Origin of the sequence: Aliidiomarina sedimenti, assembly GCF_003986955.1 — a bacterium.
Taxonomy (GTDB): domain Bacteria; phylum Pseudomonadota; class Gammaproteobacteria; order Enterobacterales; family Alteromonadaceae; genus Aliidiomarina; species Aliidiomarina sedimenti.
The window spans coordinates 122,882-138,738 of the sequence record NZ_PIPN01000002.1; the positions used below are offsets into that span (position 1 = coordinate 122,882).

Genomic DNA, 15,857 nt, shown 5'->3' on the forward strand with positions numbered 1-15,857 from the left:
AATGTCTGTATCTAGTGTAAGACAGATCCACTGAACTAAGCTACCACGCAAAAAACAAAAAGGGCTCCCAATGGGAACCCTTTTTTTGACGTTGCTGTTGGCTAACCGCAGGCTAAGCCTGCGCTACCAATTAATCTAAAATCTTAGAAACAACACCAGCGCCTACAGTACGGCCACCTTCGCGGATTGCGAAACGCAGACCGTCGTCCATCGCGATTGGTGCAATCAGGTCCACTACGAACTTGATGTTGTCACCAGGCATAACCATCTCTACGCCTTCTGGCAGCTCTACAGCACCAGTAACGTCAGTCGTACGGAAGTAGAACTGTGGACGATAGCCTTTGAAGAATGGCGTATGACGGCCACCTTCTTCTTTGCTCAGTACGTATACTTCTGCTTCGAACTTGGTATGCGGAGTGATTGAACCTGGCTTAGCCAATACCTGACCACGCTGGATATCTTCACGCTTAGTACCACGCAACAATGCGCCGATGTTCTCGCCTGCACGACCTTCGTCAAGCAGTTTACGGAACATTTCAACACCCGTTACAGTTGTCTTCGTGGTGTCTTTGATACCTACGATTTCAACTTCGTCACCAGTGTTCACGATACCGCGCTCTACACGACCTGTTACAACAGTACCACGGCCAGAGATAGAGAATACGTCTTCGATTGGCATCAGGAACGGCTTGTCGATGTCACGCTCTGGCTCTGGAATGTATGAATCCAAGGCTTCAGCCAGCTCAACAATTTTCTTCTCCCATGCTTCGTCACCTTCCAGTGCTTTCAGAGCTGAGCCCTGAATAACTGGCAGGTCGTCGCCCGGGAAGTCGTACTCTGACAGAAGTTCACGAACTTCCATTTCGACCAGCTCAAGCAGCTCTTCATCGTCAACCATGTCACATTTGTTCATGAATACAACGATGAAAGGTACGCCTACCTGGCGAGACAGCAGGATGTGCTCACGAGTCTGTGGCATTGGGCCATCAGTCGCAGCGACTACCAGAATAGCGCCGTCCATCTGAGCAGCACCGGTGATCATGTTTTTCACATAGTCAGCGTGACCTGGGCAGTCAACGTGCGCATAGTGACGGATCGGAGTGTCATACTCAACGTGTGACGTTGAGATAGTGATACCACGCTCACGCTCTTCTGGAGCGTTGTCGATTGATGCGAAGTCTTTTGCCGCACCGCCGTAAACTTTTGCCAATACAGTGGTGATCGCCGCCGTTAGCGTGGTTTTACCATGGTCAACGTGACCGATAGTACCGACGTTTACGTGCGGTTTACTACGTTCAAATTTTTCTTTAGCCATGACAGCCTCTCTTTAATACGCTCGGTGACGATACTCACCAGTGCTTAGGTTTATAAAACATTCAATTTAATGCAGAGGCAGGAAGCTGGCAAAGAAGAATAAGAACGTAAGAGAATGGTGCTGATAGGCGGATTTGAACCGCCGACCTCACCCTTACCAAGGGTGCGCTCTACCAACTGAGCTATATCAGCACGGATTATGTTCTTATTGGAGCGGGTGGCGGGAATCGAACCCGCATCATCAGCTTGGAAGGCTGAGGTAATAGCCATTATACGACACCCGCAAATCTTACTTTCGGCTACCTGGGGTCTGCAGAAAAAATGGTGGAGGGGGCAGGATTCGAACCTGCGAAGGCTGAGCCGTCAGATTTACAGTCTGATCCCTTTGGCCGCTCGGGAACCCCTCCACAAATTTTTTTCTAAATGGTGCCGGCACCAAGAGTCGAACTCGGGACCTACTGATTACAAGTCAGTTGCTCTACCAACTGAGCTATGCCGGCTTCACCGTTTAGGTGGAGCGCATTCTATGGCATGGATTTTAGTCTTGCAACAGCTAATCGGGTTTTTTTTTGATTTTTGCGGCTAAGTGCTCAATTTTTGCCTAAAGCGGGTGCTTTTTACACATTTAGCTGCAAACGCAAAGTAGGTTCAATGACTGCCATCTCCCCTACTTTGCCGCTTCTTTCAACGCTTACGCCGAGAATGGATGGCGCAACGTTATCGTCTCGATGCGATCCGGACCCGTTGAGATAATATCAACCGGAACCTCAAGCAAAGCTTCGATTCGGGCTATGAAAGCCAGTGCTTCAGCAGGCAACTGTTCATGCTTTGTCGCGCCTATGGTCGGTTGCTGCCAGCCTTTCATGGTTTGATAAACCGGTTCGACGGCATCGTAGTCTTCCGCGGACAGAGGGGGTAACTCAACAACCTCTCCGGACGGTAATTTATAACCGGTACAAATCTTAACTTCGTCCAGACCATCGAGAACGTCTAACTTGGTCAGACAAAGGCCACTAATCGAGTTCAGCTGAACGGCACGGCGCATGGCAACGGCATCAAACCAGCCCGTACGTCGCTTACGACCGGTGGTAGCGCCGAATTCGTGCCCTTTAACCCCTAAGTGCTGACCAACATCGCAATCCAGCTCGGTCGGGAACGGACCTGACCCCACCCGGGTGGTATAGGCTTTGACAATACCCAGCACATAATCGATATAACGTGGACCAAAACCGGCGCCTGTGGCAACACCACCGGCTGTGGTATTCGAAGAGGTCACATAGGGATAGGTACCATGGTCGATATCAAGCAGCGTGCCCTGAGCGCCTTCAAACATCATATGATCGCCATTGCGGCGAGCCTTATCCAGAATACCCGGAATATCGGCAATCATTTTAATCAGTACAGGGGCGATTTCTTTGCAATACGCAAGAACCGCATCGGCGTCCACTGCTGGCTGCTTATAATACTCAGTCAACGAGAAGTTATGATACGCGATGACTTCCCGCAGCTTGGCTTCAAAGCGCTCCATATTTAACAAGTCGCCGACCCGTAAAGCACGGCGTGCGACTTTATCTTCATATGCAGGACCGATACCACGTCCGGTGGTGCCAATTGCTTCTTTACCACGTGCCAGCTCGCGCGCCTTGTCGAGTTCTACATGGTACGGAAGTATGAGCGGACATGCCTCGCTGATAAGTAGACGGTCACGGACAGGTACACCGCGCTTTTCCAGCATCTCAACTTCTTCCATCAGTGCTTCTGGTGACAACACCACACCATTGCCAATCAGGCAGGTGACGTTTTCACGCAGAATTCCAGACGGGATTAAGTGCAGAACAGTCTTTTCACCATCGATGACCAGCGTATGGCCAGCATTGTGACCACCCTGATAGCGGACTACGTAAGTTGCCTTGTCTGTAAGCAGATCGACAATTTTACCTTTGCCCTCGTCACCCCATTGGGTGCCAAGAATAACGACGTTTTTACCCATGATTCTCAAGCAGTGGAAAATTAAGCCGCGATTCTATCAAAGCGGCGTTCAGAATTCACCCAAATTTTCAGCCTTTAATCTGCGCAAAGTCTTCTGGGTTCTGATATAACGCGAAGCCAAACCGCAAGCGGTCGTGTCGATAGTCTGTTGCTACACCCTGTTCGCGTAGTCGCGACGCGAGTCTGCTGACATCGTCGGCTGACGCCAGCTTAAAGGTGAAAAAGTGGCCATGGGTTGCAACGTCATCAACCAGTAAGTTCGCACGTTTCAGTTGTGGATGCTGCAGGCTGTCTATCTGCTCTAAGAACGCTTCCTGCAGCGAGCGTATATAGCGATCAATTACATCGGCCGTCAACGCTTGCTCCTGCCATAGCTTCAATACTGCCTCGAGTCGATACAGCGCGCTGTAATCCATAGTTGAACCCGCAAACCGGAAACCGTCTGTAGCATACTCTACTGCGCCTTGTTGTGGCTTCGCCAGGTTTTCAAAGTCAGCAAACCAACCCGTGTATTCAGGTCGTAACGAACAATCCGTCGGCACAACGATAAAGCAGGTTCCCTCGCCGGCCTGGGCATATTTATAGCCGCCGGCGATATAGAAAACTCGCTGCTGATAGGCTGACCAGTCGGTCGGTATGGCGCCAAAGCCATGGTAGCCATCGACCACAATGACGCTGTCATCGCGCACCACGGCATCCAACCATAATCGCGGCTCGGGCGCCGCCACCCCGGAATTAAAAAACACCTGGCTAATAAAAATTAAATCATACTCAGAGGCGGCAACGGCGTCGCGCCAGCGCTCGGCAAAACTGTCGAACGGCTCGGTCGCGATACGTTCTATCTGCACATTGCCGCGTTCCAGTAAACGACGGCTCTGCCGGTTAAAGCTATGAAACTCGCTGTCGGTGGTAAGAATTTTAATTGCTTTCCCGGGGTCAAAACAGCTTAAGATCCGGTACACAAATTCATGTGTATTCGGTGCAAATGTGATTTGCTGCGGCTGGCTTATATTCAGTCGCCCGGCAATTAACGCCTGCACCGAGGGGACCCGCTGAGAAAAAATGATATCCCATTTGTCATCAGCATACTGTGCCGCGTCGTCCCAATACTGCATATGCGCCTCACGGGTAACATCCGGCCAATAGTAATGACTATGCGGCGAGCAATGCAGAATATCTGGCCGCTGGGCCAGGAAGCGCGAATACAGATGTTTATACATACGGTCTCCTTGGTTGCTTTCGCAAGCGTACAAAAAAGCCGATGTCAGGCCTACCTGCACATCGGCTTTTTAATTCACAGTCGTTACAACCTTAGCAAAGCTAGTCGTTGTTAGTACCGCTCATTTGACTCAAATAACGGAAGAATTCGCTATCCGGGCTTAGCACCAACACGTCATCGCCACCGGCGAAGCTCGCCCGGTAGGCTTCCATACTGCGCAGGAAGGCGAAAAACTCTGGGTCCTGGCTGTATGACTCACCATAGATACGAGTTGCTTCAGCGTCACCTTCACCACGGATCTGACGCGCCTGACGTTGTGCGTCAGCCAGCATAACGGTCACCCGGGCGTCGATATCAGCACGGATAAACTCCGCTTCAGCCCGACCTTCAGCACGGTGTTCACGTGCGACCGCATTACGTTCAGCACGCATGCGGGCAAAAATCGACTGGCTGACCTCGGTTGGCAAGTTGATTTGCTTCACCCGTACGTCGAGAATTTGCACCCCTAAGTCGGATGCGCCTTCGCCTGCCTGAACCAACGCTTGCTCCATCAACTCATCCCGCTCACCGGAAACGATATCGCGAATGGTACGGGTACCAAACTCACTGCGCAGGCCAGAGTTAATGCGTCGCATCAACAAATCTTCGGCCTGACGCTCATTACCGCCGGTGGACAAATAGAATTGTGAGAAGTCGGAAATACGCCACTTCACAAAGGCATCAACGATAAGGTCTTTCTGCTCGCTGGTAATAAAGCGATCCGGCTGACCGTCCAGGGTTTTCACCCGGGCGTCCAGCTTCCTGATCCGCTCAATAAAAGGCACTTTAAAATGCAGACCTGGCTGATAGACCACCGCCTCACCGCTTTCGTCCTGAGCTATTTTACCGAACCGAATCACAATCGCGCGCTCGCCTTCAGACACCGTGAACAGTGACGAATAGCCAAGTACAGCTAGAATCACAGCGACAACAATCAATAGATTACGCATGCTTAGTTACCTCCCCGGCCACTTGTGCCACGGCTTGTACCACCGCGAATACCTTCTGGTTGAATCACCTCTGGTGAGCCACCCGATGTTCCCGGAGCACGCTGTTGCGAACCGGTTGGCAATAAAGGCGCTGCCTGCTGTTGACGATTTTTCATAATCTGATCAAGCGGCAGATAGAGCATATTATTGCTGCCATCGACATCGACGAACACTTTCGCGTTGTTGGAGTAAATCTCCTGCAACGTTTCAATGTACATACGCTGACGCGTGGTCTCTGGTGAAATCTGGTATTGCGCGACTAATTCATTAAATCGTGCAACCTCACCCTGCGCTCGCAAAGTAACCTGCTCTTTATAGGCCTGAGCTTCCTGTTGCATACGGCGAACCTGACCACGTGCTGCTGGCTCGCGCTCACCGGCATAGGCTTCAGCTTCGCGAATAAAACGCTCTTCATCTTCCTGAGCGGCGATGGCATCATCAAATGCATCACGCACTTCTTCAGGTGGACGGGCTGGCAGGAAGTTAACATCTATAACTTCTAAACCAAGGTCATAGCGCTCAACCAAACGGTCAATAATTTCCCAGGTTTGCTGGCGGATCTGTTCACGACCCACGGTCAGGATGTTATCCATGGTGTTGTGTCCGACAACATACCGTAATGCACTGTCGGTGCTCTGTGCCAGACTAGAGTCAGGCGATTCGACGTTATACAGATAGGCACGGGCATTGGTAACCCGGTACTGCACGCCCAGTTCAACGCGAACCACGTTTTCGTCTTCAGTCAGCATAAAGCCGCTGGTTTTTTGTGACTGAACGTTATTCACATCGACATTGCTGACGCTGTCGACAAAGGTTGGACGCCAATGCAGGCCTGAACCGACTTCGGTATGATAGGCTCCAAAGCGCAATACCACTCCGCGCTCAGCTTCATTGACGGTATAGAAGCCAGAAATGAACCACACCACCAGTGCCAGTACCGCAACCAGGATTAATCCTTTGGTTGGTACGCCACCACCACTGCGGGTTCCGCCACCTTTACCTTTGCCGCCTTTACCGCCAAGACCTAATTTGCCTAGCAGGTTTTTCAGAGCTTCGTCCAGATCAGGGGGACCCTGATCTTTACCACCCTGATTATTCCATGGGTCGCGGTTTTTATCGCCGCCATTCCCCGGTTGATTCCAGGCCATCGATTACTCCACATTAAACATAAATAATTTGACCTTACTTGAAGGCACTAACCCGCATCGCGTACGAAGCCAGTCAGTTTTTCCGCATAATTCTTGAGCAGACGCTGCCACTCGATAGCAGGCATTCGCACAGATACTAACATATCACCATTATCAAGTATCTGCTCACTTTCAACGCATTCAAGCGCGTACAAATGACTGCGTAGTTTACCTTCCTCCGGTGGCAGGCGTAAACTCTCGGCCACCATTTGCTTAGCCAGGCGCTCTTCTAAAGCCTGTAGCAACAACTCACAGCCCTGCCCGGTTTGCGCTGACAACCAAACCCGCTGCGGCAGCCCCTGGTCGTCGTAATCAATCCGCGGCTGTTGTGAATCAAGTCTGTCTATCTTGTTGCAGACCAGCAACTGGGGCGTATCAGCCGCTTCAATTTCAGCCAGTACTGCGTCGACCTGACGCTGATTATCTGCCTGGCGCTCGTCACTGATATCCATCACATGGAGCAATAAGTCTGCGTCCCGTGTTTCCTGCAGGGTGGCTTTAAATGCAGCAACCAGGTCGTGCGGCAAGTGACGAATGAAACCCACCGTATCAGCGAGGATCACCGGCCCCACGTCCTTTAATTCTATTTTGCGCAGCGTCGGGTCCAGCGTCGCGAAAAGCTGATCCGCTGCATACACAGTCGAGTTCGTAATCCGGTTAAACAACGTTGATTTACCCGCGTTGGTATAACCAACCAGCGCCAGGGTGGGGATCTCAGCGCGAAGACGAGCCCGGCGGCCTTGTTCCCGTTGTTTTGCCACTTTAGCGAGACGTGCCAGAATTGCTTTAATACGAGCCCGTAACAAACGACGGTCCGTCTCCAGCTGGGTTTCCCCTGGCCCACGTAGCCCAATCCCACCTTTCTGTCGCTCAAGGTGAGTCCAGCCCCGGATCAGGCGGGTCGAAATATGGCGCAGCTGAGCGAGTTCAACCTGCAGTTTACCTTCATGGGTACGCGCTCGTTGCGCGAAAATATCCAGGATTAGACCGGTCCGGTCGAGGACCCGACACTGAAACACTTTTTCCAGATTACGTTCCTGAGACGGAGACAAGGCATGGTTAAAAATTACGATATCCGCCTGATGAGCTTTCACCAGAGCAGCTATTTCGTCCGCTTTGCCGGTACCTATGAATAATTTAGCATCCGGCGCACGCCGACTGGTTGAAACAACATCTAACGCTTCAACTCCAGCCGACGAGACCAGCAATGCTAATTCTTCTACATCTTCACGCGCGGACTCGTTGGGGAAATCAACATTGACGAGTATTGCCTGCTCGCCGCCTTCATATCTATCAAACAAGCGAGCTACCTCTGCTTACTAGAGTTGTCCGACACTACCTTCCTCTTCATCACCGTTTGCTGTCGGGTGATAATTGTTAGGGATCCGGGATGGTACAACAGTCGAAATGGCATGTTTATACACCATCTGACTAACCGTGTTTTTTAAGAGCACTACGAACTGGTCAAATGATTCAATTTGGCCCTGTAGTTTGATGCCGTTTACTAAATAAATCGAAACGGGAATACGCTCACGACGTAACGCATTCAAAAATGGGTCCTGTAAGGTTTGCCCCTTGGCCATGAGTAGGTTCCTTTAGCAATTTGTTATTAGAATTAATGCTTCGTGTAGCACGCATTAGTGTAGCAACATATTTAGATAAATGAGGTCAATTTCTGAGAAATCAAGTTTTTTTTAACCACATCTGTGGCTGGCTCGGTTGCTCACTCTGCAATATAGACCACGCCCTGTCAGCAAGGTTCTCACGCTCCGGGTCAAGCCAATGTAAATCCGGCCAGCTTCGCAACCAGGTGATTTGCCTTTTCGCCAGTTGACGGGTCGCTGCAACCCCCTTCAGAATCATCTCCGGGTAGCTGTAATCGCCATCAAGGTACTGCCACATCTGACGATAGCCAACACAGCGCATTGACGGCATATCAAGGTGTAAATCCCCGCGCTGGCGCAACGCCTCGACCTCAGCCTGAAAGCCTTGCTCCAGCATCTGCTCAAAGCGATGTTCAATACGTTGGTGGAGGACACTTCGATCATCCGGTGCTACCGCAAACTGGAAACTCGGTAGGTGTAAGCCTGGTTCCCGCGTTGCGGTCATGTCGGTCAGCGATTTACCACTGAGATGAAAAACTTCCAGTGCTCGTAAAATGCGCTGCGGATCATTGGGGTGAATTCGCCCTGCGGACACTGGGTCAATCGCCTCCAGCTTTTGATGCATACTGGCCCAGCCGTTTGCTTCGGCCTCGTCGCTAAGCCGCTGGCGCAGTTCAGCATCGGCTTCCGGTAAATTGGACAGCCCACCCAGTAATGCGCGGTAATACAGCATGGTGCCACCCACCAGCAAGGGCGTTTTGCCGGCCTGCAGCGCGTCGTTGATGCACTGCAGCGCATCCTGACGAAAATCCGCTGCCGAGTAAGTTTGTGCCGGGTCTTTTATATCAACCAACTGATGAGGGTAACGGGCCCGCTCCTCAAGCGTCGGTTTCGCGGTGCCAATATCCATTTGGCGATAAATCAGTGCCGAATCGACGCTAATTATGGAACAGGGCTGGCGGTCAGCCAGGGTCATCGCTAATTGGGTTTTGCCTGCGGCGGTCGGCCCGGAGATGCAGATAACGTAGGCGTTGTTTTTATTAGCCTCTAGCATAGTGCGCGCCAGTCAAGTTTACGCAGATGATCGCTGGCACGCCCTAGTGCCTGTGCCTGTTGCCACCAGTAAGCGGCCTGTTCGTCGCTATACTGAGGTTGGGTCACTTGCGCTGCTAACCAGCTCGCAAGCTCGCTCTCATCCGTACCCTGCTCGCGCAATAAAGCCAGCAGGTTATGCAGGGAGTCTTCCACAGAATGGTTGCGTAACATGGCGGGTACCTGCATCACTATGACTTTATCCGTACTCAATGGTTTAAGCATAACGCCGAGCTTCGCCAGCTGATGCACCGAGGCCTCGCTCAGCGCATGATCCAGCTTCAATTGAACCGGTACCAGCAATGGCTGGCCACTCAGGCCCTGGGCTAACTTCTGCTGCAAACGAGACCGCTCGACTTCATAGTGCAGCTCACTTACCCGCGCCAGGCTCAGGTCACTACCCTGCCTTACCAGCACGTAGGCCTGTTCCAACACCGTCAGCAGTTGCGTGTCGGTAGGTGTGTCCGTGCGCGCGGCCGAACGTTCATCCGCTGCCGGCGTCATCAATTGCTGATAGCCAGCAAACGCCGCTGAACTTGACGGCGAACGCGACTCTGGCCGCGCAGTGGACGAGAGCGGTTGCTCCTGAGCCGTGTGCCCGCTGCGCTCTGGCTGATGGTAAAAATGCTGTGGTGGTGGCTGATAATCATCCCCACCTTCAGTTTGCGGGTTCGTGCCCGGCAACGCCTGACGTAAAGACTGCAAGACAAAATCGTGTACCTGACGTGCCTGATGAAAACGCACTTCGTGCTTCGCCGGGTGCACATTGACATCGACATCCCGCGGCGGCAGTTCCAGATACAACACAAATGTGGGTTGTCGGTCATCGCCCAGCTGTTCACCATATGCCTGTCGTATCGCATGATTGAGTAACTTGTCTTTCATCATCCGACCGTTGACATACATATACTGAATATCACCCTGATGGCGACAATGCGCTGCGGGTGCAACCCAGCCGCGCAACCGCCAGGGCGCTACTTCAGCCTGCAGGCTCAGCGCATGCTGCGCAAAAGCATTGCCAACAATAGAACTGAGTCGTTGCGTGGCGTTGCTTTCATCCCGCAAGGGCCGGTAGTCACGAATTCTGCGACCATTATGCTGCAGCAGAATACGCACACGCGGGCAACCCAGTGCAATACGCCGGACGACTTCGTCGATGTGGCCGAATTCGGTTTTTTCCGTGCGCATGAACTTGCGCCGGGCGGGCGTATTAAAAAACAGGTCCTGCACGTCAATCGTGGTGCCGGTGGGGTGCGCCGCTGGTTGGATTTGCACCCGCATCTCGCGTCCTTCACAGAACGCTTGCCAGGCTTCTGCCTGAGCGGCCGTTTTTGAGGTCAGCGTTAACCGCGAAACCGAGCTTATGCTGGCCAGCGCCTCACCACGAAAACCTAATGAGGCAATGCTTTCAAGGTCGTCCAGCGAGCTGATTTTACTGGTCGCATGACGACTCAACGCCAGCTCCAGCTGATCCTGTTCGATGCCGCTGCCATTGTCACGAATACGAATCCGCCGCGCCCCGCCCTGCTCAATATCGATGAGCAGTTCACTGGCGCCGGCATCAATGCTGTTTTCAACCAGCTCTTTGACCACCGATGAGGGACGTTCTACCACTTCTCCGGCAGCAATTTGGTTAGCCAGCTGGGCGGGTAATTGACGGATTGGCATCAGGAAATAGGAATATCCAGTACTTGCCCAACCCGCAGCGTGGTCGAACTCAGATTATTGTGTCGCTGAATCGCCCGTACCGTTGTCCCGTAGCGCTGAGCCAGTATCGATAGTGACTCGCCTGACTTAACCGTATGCTGACGCTCAGTTTGGTTGGCGAGAATAGTACCGTCCACCGGATGATTAACAAAGAACTCCCGGGTACCACGATAAAGCGCCTCAGCCAGGCGCTGCTGGTGAGCACTACTGCGCATTTGTGTTTCCTCGTGGGGGTTCGATATAAAGCCCAGCTCAACCAGTACCGACGGGATATCCGGACTATTCAGTACCGCAAAGCTAGCCGCCTGTGGTTGGCGGCTGTGTAAACGCGTCACTGTACCCAACTGATCGATTAATATGTTCGCCGCATCAAAACCACCGCTCATGGAACTGTCCAGAGACATATCCAGCAAGGTTCGCGCCAGATAAATGTCATCGCCATTGGTGGAAAGTACCTCTGCGGCTCCACCAAGCAGCTCAGAATGCTGCTCACGGTTTTCCAGCCATCGGCCTAACTCTGAGTTCGCCCGACGTCGCGACAATACCCAGACCGACGCGCCGCGCGGCTGAGGCGATGTGAACGCATCGGCGTGAATTGAAATAAACATATCGGCCCGTTGGCCACGCGCTACGCGGGTGCGCTGATTCAATGGCACACCGTAGTCACCGGTGCGTACCAGCACCGCTTTCATGCCAGGATCTGAGTTAATTAATGCGGCCAGCTTAGTCGCCACTGGTAACGTGATATTCTTTTCATAGACGCCGGAGGGGCCAATTGAACCTGGGTCTTCTCCGCCGTGACCGGCATCTATAGCGACAATAACCTCGCGCTCGGGCAACCGGTCAGCGCTGCGCGTGACTCGCTGTTCAGGCACCGACTGACCAGGAATATCGACCACCAACCGGTGGCCATAGCGTTCATTCGGGGGAAGCGGGAAAATTACTGGTTCAACCTGGTCACTGAGTTCAAGCACAATCCGCGCGGTCGAACTATCCGGCGGCGAACTGGCGCGCACACGCCCCACCATCAGCGACTCGAAGTTCAGCGCGTCAAGGTTGACCTGGTTGCGGGTATTGTGAAAATCGATCACCAGCCGATAGGGTTGACTGTCATACAGGGTAAAATAACTGTGGGTGGGCGCCTCAGCTAAATCAAACACAATACGCGTCTTATCCGGTGCAGGCCAAACCCGCACAGATTCAATGGCTTCAGCCGCCATGGCCTGTGGACTGGACAGAACGGCAAACAGTAATAGCGCACTGGTTATCATTTTTGTCATGATTATCTTTATCATGGTTTTTTACTTCAACTTACAACTTTTTTCAGGCACGTTTCACCGGCCGAGGTCCGTGCTGTGATCATCACGTCTCGCCCGCCATCAGAATTTTCCCGCAATTCAACCTCAAGATCCGCTGGCGGTAGCAGCCCAAAGCCTCGCTCCGGCCATTCTACTAAGCATACACAATCATCAGCGAAATAGTCACGAATTCCCATAAATTCGAGCTCTTCCGGGTCTTGTAAACGGTACAGGTCAAAATGAAAAACACGCATCGCGGTGAATTCATACGATTCAACCAACGCATAGGTGGGGCTTTTTACCGCGCCCTGATGCCCGAGAGCCTGTATCAGTCCCCGCGTGAACGTGGTTTTCCCCATTCCCAGGTCGCCCTGTAAATAAATCACCAGGGGCGCATGCAACGCCGTTGCCAGCTGCGAGCCTAGTTCAATAGTCTGGCGCTCATCCGCCAGAGTTCGCTTAATCATCATGTGTGTTTACTTGTTTCCGTATTGCGTCCATTAAGTCGCTGGCTAACATGCCCCGGGGCGCTGCCTGCGCGGCTTCATCCGCGGCCGAGCCGTGCAACAATACGGCATAGCCGACGGTTTCAGCCAAGCTCTGACGTAACTGCATCGAATGGCTGAAAAGCGGTGCCAGTAAAGCCGCAATGATACCTGTTAAGGTGTCCCCCATGCCAGCACTTGCCAGTCCGGGATTACCCGTGGTGTTCACGGCGGTGTATTCCTGACCATGGACAATGCTGCCTGCGCCTTTAAGAACCACGATACCGCCAAATTGTTCCTCTAATCTGCTAGCGGCCAGCCAGCGGTCTGCCTCAATCTCGCTGCCCGAACACTGCAGCAGCCGCGCTGCCTCACCCGGGTGAGGTGTCAGCACCCAGTCTTCGCGTCGGTTGGGCGACTTCGCCAGCCAGTTCAGTGCATCGGCATCAACCACCATAGGCGCATCGTAATCAGAGACCTTTTGCCACCATGCCTGCCCCCAGCTACCCTGCCCGAGGCCCGGGCCCACCGCGATCACATCCGCCTGTGCCAGTAATTCATCCGCTGTCTGGTCGCTCGCATCCAACCCACGAACCATCAGTTCGGGCTGCAGCCCAACTAAACTCTGTTGCCCTGGCTGACAGATCACTGAGACCTTTCCTGCCCCAGCCCGCAATGCCGCTAACCCGGTTAGTCGGGCCGCACCCGCCATACCGTCGCTACCGCCAATCACCAGGACATGGCCGAACATGCCTTTGTGGCTATTCCAGGGGCGCTTGCTAAATGCATGCTGCAACTGACTGGCATCCAAACGCCAGACTGAAGCTTCATTCAACGCCCGGAACTCGCGCAAGATACCGAGATCCGCAAACCAGTGCTTACCGCAATAGTCGCCTGCCTGGCCGGTAAACATGCCGCGTTTCGCCGCCACCATGGTAATGCTATGCGTGGCCTTAACGGCACACCCCAACACCCGCCCGCTGTCTGCGTTGAGGCCGCTGGGCACGTCGACCGCCAGCACTGGTATGCCGCTCTCATTGAGCGCATCTATGACTTCCGCAATTTCACCGCGGACATCGCTGGTAAGGCCGGTGCCGAGCAAGGCATCAATTACCACATCCGCTTCAACGTCCTGCCAGTCACTCAGTGACTCGGTCTGGCCACCCTGCTGATGCCACTCCTGCTGCGCACGCTGACTGTCTGCGGTGGTCGGCGCTTTGACCGCACACACCCGTACCGAATAACCGGCCAGGCTGGCAAGCTTGGCAACCACATAGCCATCGCCGCCGTTGTTACCACTGCCACACAGCACCAGTACCCGCTGCGGCACCGGGTACTCTGCATGCAGGCATTCAAAAACGGCGCGGCCAGCTCTGTCCATCAACTGCCACATCGACAAGCCGGCGAGCTCAGCAGCGCGGCCTTCTGTCTCGCGCACTTGTTCAGGCCGATACAGTTGCTGTGGTATGCTCTGTGTTATAAACCTATTCATTTGTTACCTTCGCTTACCTTGCTGAGGAATCGCCTTACCATGCCAATCACCATGCCAATCACCACGCCAGACGCCATCGATTATCACGCTCTCGCCCGCGACATCAAAGAATGGGGAAAAGAACTTGGCTTTCAGGATGTTGGTATTACTGACCTCGATCTTAGTCAACACCAGGCCAGCTTACAAAAATGGTTAGACAATGAATACCACGGCGAAATGGAATACATGCAACGACATGTCGATCTGCGTTTGCACCCTGAGTTGCTGCACCCGGGTAGCGTGCGCGCTATCTGCGTTCGTATGGACTATCTGCCCAAAGGGGCGCTGTTTGCAAAGGTTCTGAAAAACCCACAACTTGGCTATGTCAGCCGCTACGCCCTTGGTCGTGACTATCACAAGCTAATGCGTAAGCGCCTGAAAAAGCTTGGCGAGCGGATTAAAGCGGCCTTCGCTGATACCGACTTTCGTCCGTTTGTCGACAGCGCACCGGTGATGGAGCGCCCACTGGCAGAAAAAGCGGGCCTTGGCTGGACGGGTAAACACAGTTTACTGCTGGACAGTAAAGATGGCTCCTGGTTTTTCCTCGGCGAGCTGTTCATCAACCTGCCCTTACCGGTGGATGAAAAGCAGCCCGAACAGTGCGGTAAATGCACGGCCTGTATGACCATCTGTCCGACCCAGGCTATCGTCGAACCTTATGTGGTTGACGCACGTCGTTGTATTTCCTACCTGACCATTGAACTTAAAGGACCGATTCCCGAGGAGTTCCGTAGGCCGATGGGCAACCGTATATACGGATGTGATGACTGCCAGCTAATCTGCCCCTGGAACCGCTATGCGACGCCTACCGACGAAGGCGATTTCGCGCCACGTCACCAGCTCCACGCGCCTGAATTACTGACCTTGTTCGGATGGGACGAAGCGACTTTTCTGCAGCAGACAGAGGGCTCGCCAATTCGCCGTATCGGTCACCAGCGATGGTTACGCAATATTGCGGTTGCTCTTGGCAACGCGCCCTACAGCGAGGACATCGTAACTGCGCTGCAATCGCGGCAACACGAGGTCAGCGACATGGTTAGCGAACACATTGCCTGGGCTTTAGCTGAACAGGCAGCGAAAAAAATCGATAGCCTGCGACCGTCGCAGCAAATAAAACGACTGGTCAGAGTGATTGAGAAAGGACTGCCGCGCGACGCGTAATCCGTTCACTGATTCTTAGTCCGGCTTAAACACGCCAATAACGCCGTCAAAGGTCCGCTCTGACCCGCTACCCTGTTCTTTCGGCTCACTCATTTTAAAGCCACATTCAACGCATTCCACATGCTCGACACCGTGTTCGGTAAATAACATCAGGCTGTCGGCTGCATTGCATTCGGTGCAGGTTGCTCCTGCAATAAAGCGCTTTTTCTGACGCGTCATAGTTCACCTCTGCCTTTATCAAT

At 53.1% G+C, this 15,857-nt stretch carries 14 protein-coding genes and 4 tRNA genes; 1 reads left to right on the forward strand and 17 read right to left on the reverse strand.

What is annotated here, in order from left to right; translation table 11 throughout:
• Positions 1-130: 130 nt before the first annotated feature.
• From tuf to CWE12_RS05270, 16 genes are all read right to left on the reverse strand, one after another.
• Complete coding sequence (gene tuf, locus CWE12_RS05195; RefSeq protein WP_126788614.1) at positions 131-1,315, reverse strand: elongation factor Tu; 1,185 nt, start codon at positions 1,313-1,315, stop codon at positions 131-133.
• A gap of 115 nt (positions 1,316-1,430) precedes the next feature.
• A tRNA-Thr gene (locus CWE12_RS05200) sits at positions 1,431-1,506 on the reverse strand.
• Positions 1,507-1,523: 17 nt separating this feature from the next.
• Positions 1,524-1,598: transfer RNA gene (locus CWE12_RS05205), tRNA-Gly, on the reverse strand.
• A gap of 38 nt (positions 1,599-1,636) precedes the next feature.
• A tRNA-Tyr gene (locus CWE12_RS05210) sits at positions 1,637-1,721 on the reverse strand.
• A 17-nt stretch (positions 1,722-1,738) separates the two neighbouring features.
• Positions 1,739-1,814, reverse strand: a tRNA-Thr gene (locus tag CWE12_RS05215).
• A 191-nt stretch (positions 1,815-2,005) separates the two neighbouring features.
• Positions 2,006-3,304, reverse strand: a complete 1,299-nt coding sequence (locus CWE12_RS05220) for an adenylosuccinate synthase (protein ID WP_126788628.1) — start codon at positions 3,302-3,304, stop codon at positions 2,006-2,008.
• Between the two features lie 67 nt (positions 3,305-3,371).
• Entirely contained in the window at positions 3,372-4,523 is a 1,152-nt protein-coding gene (locus CWE12_RS05225) for an aminotransferase class V-fold PLP-dependent enzyme (RefSeq protein ID WP_126788629.1), read from the reverse strand.
• Positions 4,524-4,623: 100 nt separating this feature from the next.
• Entirely contained in the window at positions 4,624-5,511 is an 888-nt protein-coding gene (gene hflC, locus CWE12_RS05230; RefSeq protein WP_126788630.1) for a protease modulator HflC, read from the reverse strand.
• Positions 5,512-5,513: 2 nt separating this feature from the next.
• Positions 5,514-6,698: an FtsH protease activity modulator HflK gene (gene hflK, locus CWE12_RS05235; RefSeq protein ID WP_126788631.1), complete on the reverse strand. Its 1,185-nt coding sequence runs from the start codon at positions 6,696-6,698 to the stop codon at positions 5,514-5,516.
• A 47-nt stretch (positions 6,699-6,745) separates the two neighbouring features.
• Positions 6,746-8,038 (reverse strand): ribosome rescue GTPase HflX, encoded by a 1,293-nt coding sequence (gene hflX / locus CWE12_RS05240; protein WP_126788632.1) that lies wholly within the window; start codon positions 8,036-8,038, stop codon positions 6,746-6,748.
• Between the two features lie 18 nt (positions 8,039-8,056).
• The gene (gene hfq / locus CWE12_RS05245; protein WP_126788633.1) at positions 8,057-8,320 is read right to left on the reverse strand and encodes an RNA chaperone Hfq; all 264 of its coding nucleotides are present in this window, start codon (positions 8,318-8,320) and stop codon (positions 8,057-8,059) included.
• A 100-nt stretch (positions 8,321-8,420) separates the two neighbouring features.
• Positions 8,421-9,395, reverse strand: a complete 975-nt coding sequence (miaA, locus tag CWE12_RS05250; protein WP_126788634.1) for a tRNA (adenosine(37)-N6)-dimethylallyltransferase MiaA — start codon at positions 9,393-9,395, stop codon at positions 8,421-8,423.
• Complete coding sequence (gene mutL, locus CWE12_RS05255; RefSeq protein ID WP_126788635.1) at positions 9,389-11,101, reverse strand: DNA mismatch repair endonuclease MutL; 1,713 nt, start codon at positions 11,099-11,101, stop codon at positions 9,389-9,391. The genes miaA and mutL overlap by 7 nt, the downstream gene beginning before the upstream one ends.
• The gene (locus CWE12_RS05260; RefSeq protein WP_241984139.1) at positions 11,101-12,420 is read right to left on the reverse strand and encodes an N-acetylmuramoyl-L-alanine amidase; all 1,320 of its coding nucleotides are present in this window, start codon (positions 12,418-12,420) and stop codon (positions 11,101-11,103) included. The genes mutL and CWE12_RS05260 overlap by 1 nt, the downstream gene beginning before the upstream one ends.
• A gap of 26 nt (positions 12,421-12,446) precedes the next feature.
• On the reverse strand, positions 12,447-12,908 hold the full coding sequence (gene tsaE / locus CWE12_RS05265) for a tRNA (adenosine(37)-N6)-threonylcarbamoyltransferase complex ATPase subunit type 1 TsaE (protein ID WP_126788637.1): 462 nt from the start codon (positions 12,906-12,908) through the stop codon (positions 12,447-12,449).
• Positions 12,898-14,415 carry an NAD(P)H-hydrate dehydratase gene (locus CWE12_RS05270; RefSeq protein ID WP_198675697.1) on the reverse strand — a complete coding sequence of 506 codons (1,518 nt, stop codon included), beginning with the start codon at positions 14,413-14,415 and terminating at the stop codon, positions 12,898-12,900. The genes tsaE and CWE12_RS05270 overlap by 11 nt, the downstream gene beginning before the upstream one ends.
• A 39-nt stretch (positions 14,416-14,454) precedes the next feature.
• On the opposite strand from CWE12_RS05270, the gene queG reads away from it, so the two are divergent.
• Positions 14,455-15,615: a tRNA epoxyqueuosine(34) reductase QueG gene (gene queG, locus CWE12_RS05275; RefSeq protein ID WP_241984140.1), complete on the forward strand. Its 1,161-nt coding sequence runs from the start codon at positions 14,455-14,457 to the stop codon at positions 15,613-15,615.
• Between the two features lie 15 nt (positions 15,616-15,630).
• On the opposite strand, the gene CWE12_RS05280 is transcribed toward queG, so the two are convergent.
• Positions 15,631-15,834: a YheV family putative zinc ribbon protein gene (locus tag CWE12_RS05280; protein ID WP_126788638.1), complete on the reverse strand. Its 204-nt coding sequence runs from the start codon at positions 15,832-15,834 to the stop codon at positions 15,631-15,633.
• Positions 15,835-15,857: the final 23 nt, after the last annotated feature.

Coding starts and splice junctions, on each gene's coding strand:
- tuf (WP_126788614.1), bottom strand. CDS start 1,315: ATGGCTAAAGAAAAATTTGAACGTAGTAAACCGCACGTAAACGTCGGT.
- CWE12_RS05220 (WP_126788628.1), bottom strand. CDS start 3,304: ATGGGTAAAAACGTCGTTATTCTTGGCACCCAATGGGGTGACGAGGGC.
- CWE12_RS05225 (WP_126788629.1), bottom strand. CDS start 4,523: ATGTATAAACATCTGTATTCGCGCTTCCTGGCCCAGCGGCCAGATATT.
- hflC (WP_126788630.1), bottom strand. CDS start 5,511: ATGCGTAATCTATTGATTGTTGTCGCTGTGATTCTAGCTGTACTTGGC.
- hflK (WP_126788631.1), bottom strand. CDS start 6,698: ATGGCCTGGAATCAACCGGGGAATGGCGGCGATAAAAACCGCGACCCA.
- hfq (WP_126788633.1), bottom strand. CDS start 8,320: ATGGCCAAGGGGCAAACCTTACAGGACCCATTTTTGAATGCGTTACGT.
- miaA (WP_126788634.1), bottom strand. CDS start 9,395: ATGCTAGAGGCTAATAAAAACAACGCCTACGTTATCTGCATCTCCGGG.
- mutL (WP_126788635.1), bottom strand. CDS start 11,101: ATGCCAATCCGTCAATTACCCGCCCAGCTGGCTAACCAAATTGCTGCC.
- CWE12_RS05260 (WP_241984139.1), bottom strand. CDS start 12,420: ATGACAAAAATGATAACCAGTGCGCTATTACTGTTTGCCGTTCTGTCC.
- tsaE (WP_126788637.1), bottom strand. CDS start 12,908: ATGATGATTAAGCGAACTCTGGCGGATGAGCGCCAGACTATTGAACTA.
- CWE12_RS05270 (WP_198675697.1), bottom strand. CDS start 14,415: ATGAATAGGTTTATAACACAGAGCATACCACAGCAACTGTATCGGCCT.
- queG (WP_241984140.1), top strand. CDS start 14,455: ATGCCAATCACCATGCCAATCACCACGCCAGACGCCATCGATTATCAC.
- CWE12_RS05280 (WP_126788638.1), bottom strand. CDS start 15,834: ATGACGCGTCAGAAAAAGCGCTTTATTGCAGGAGCAACCTGCACCGAA.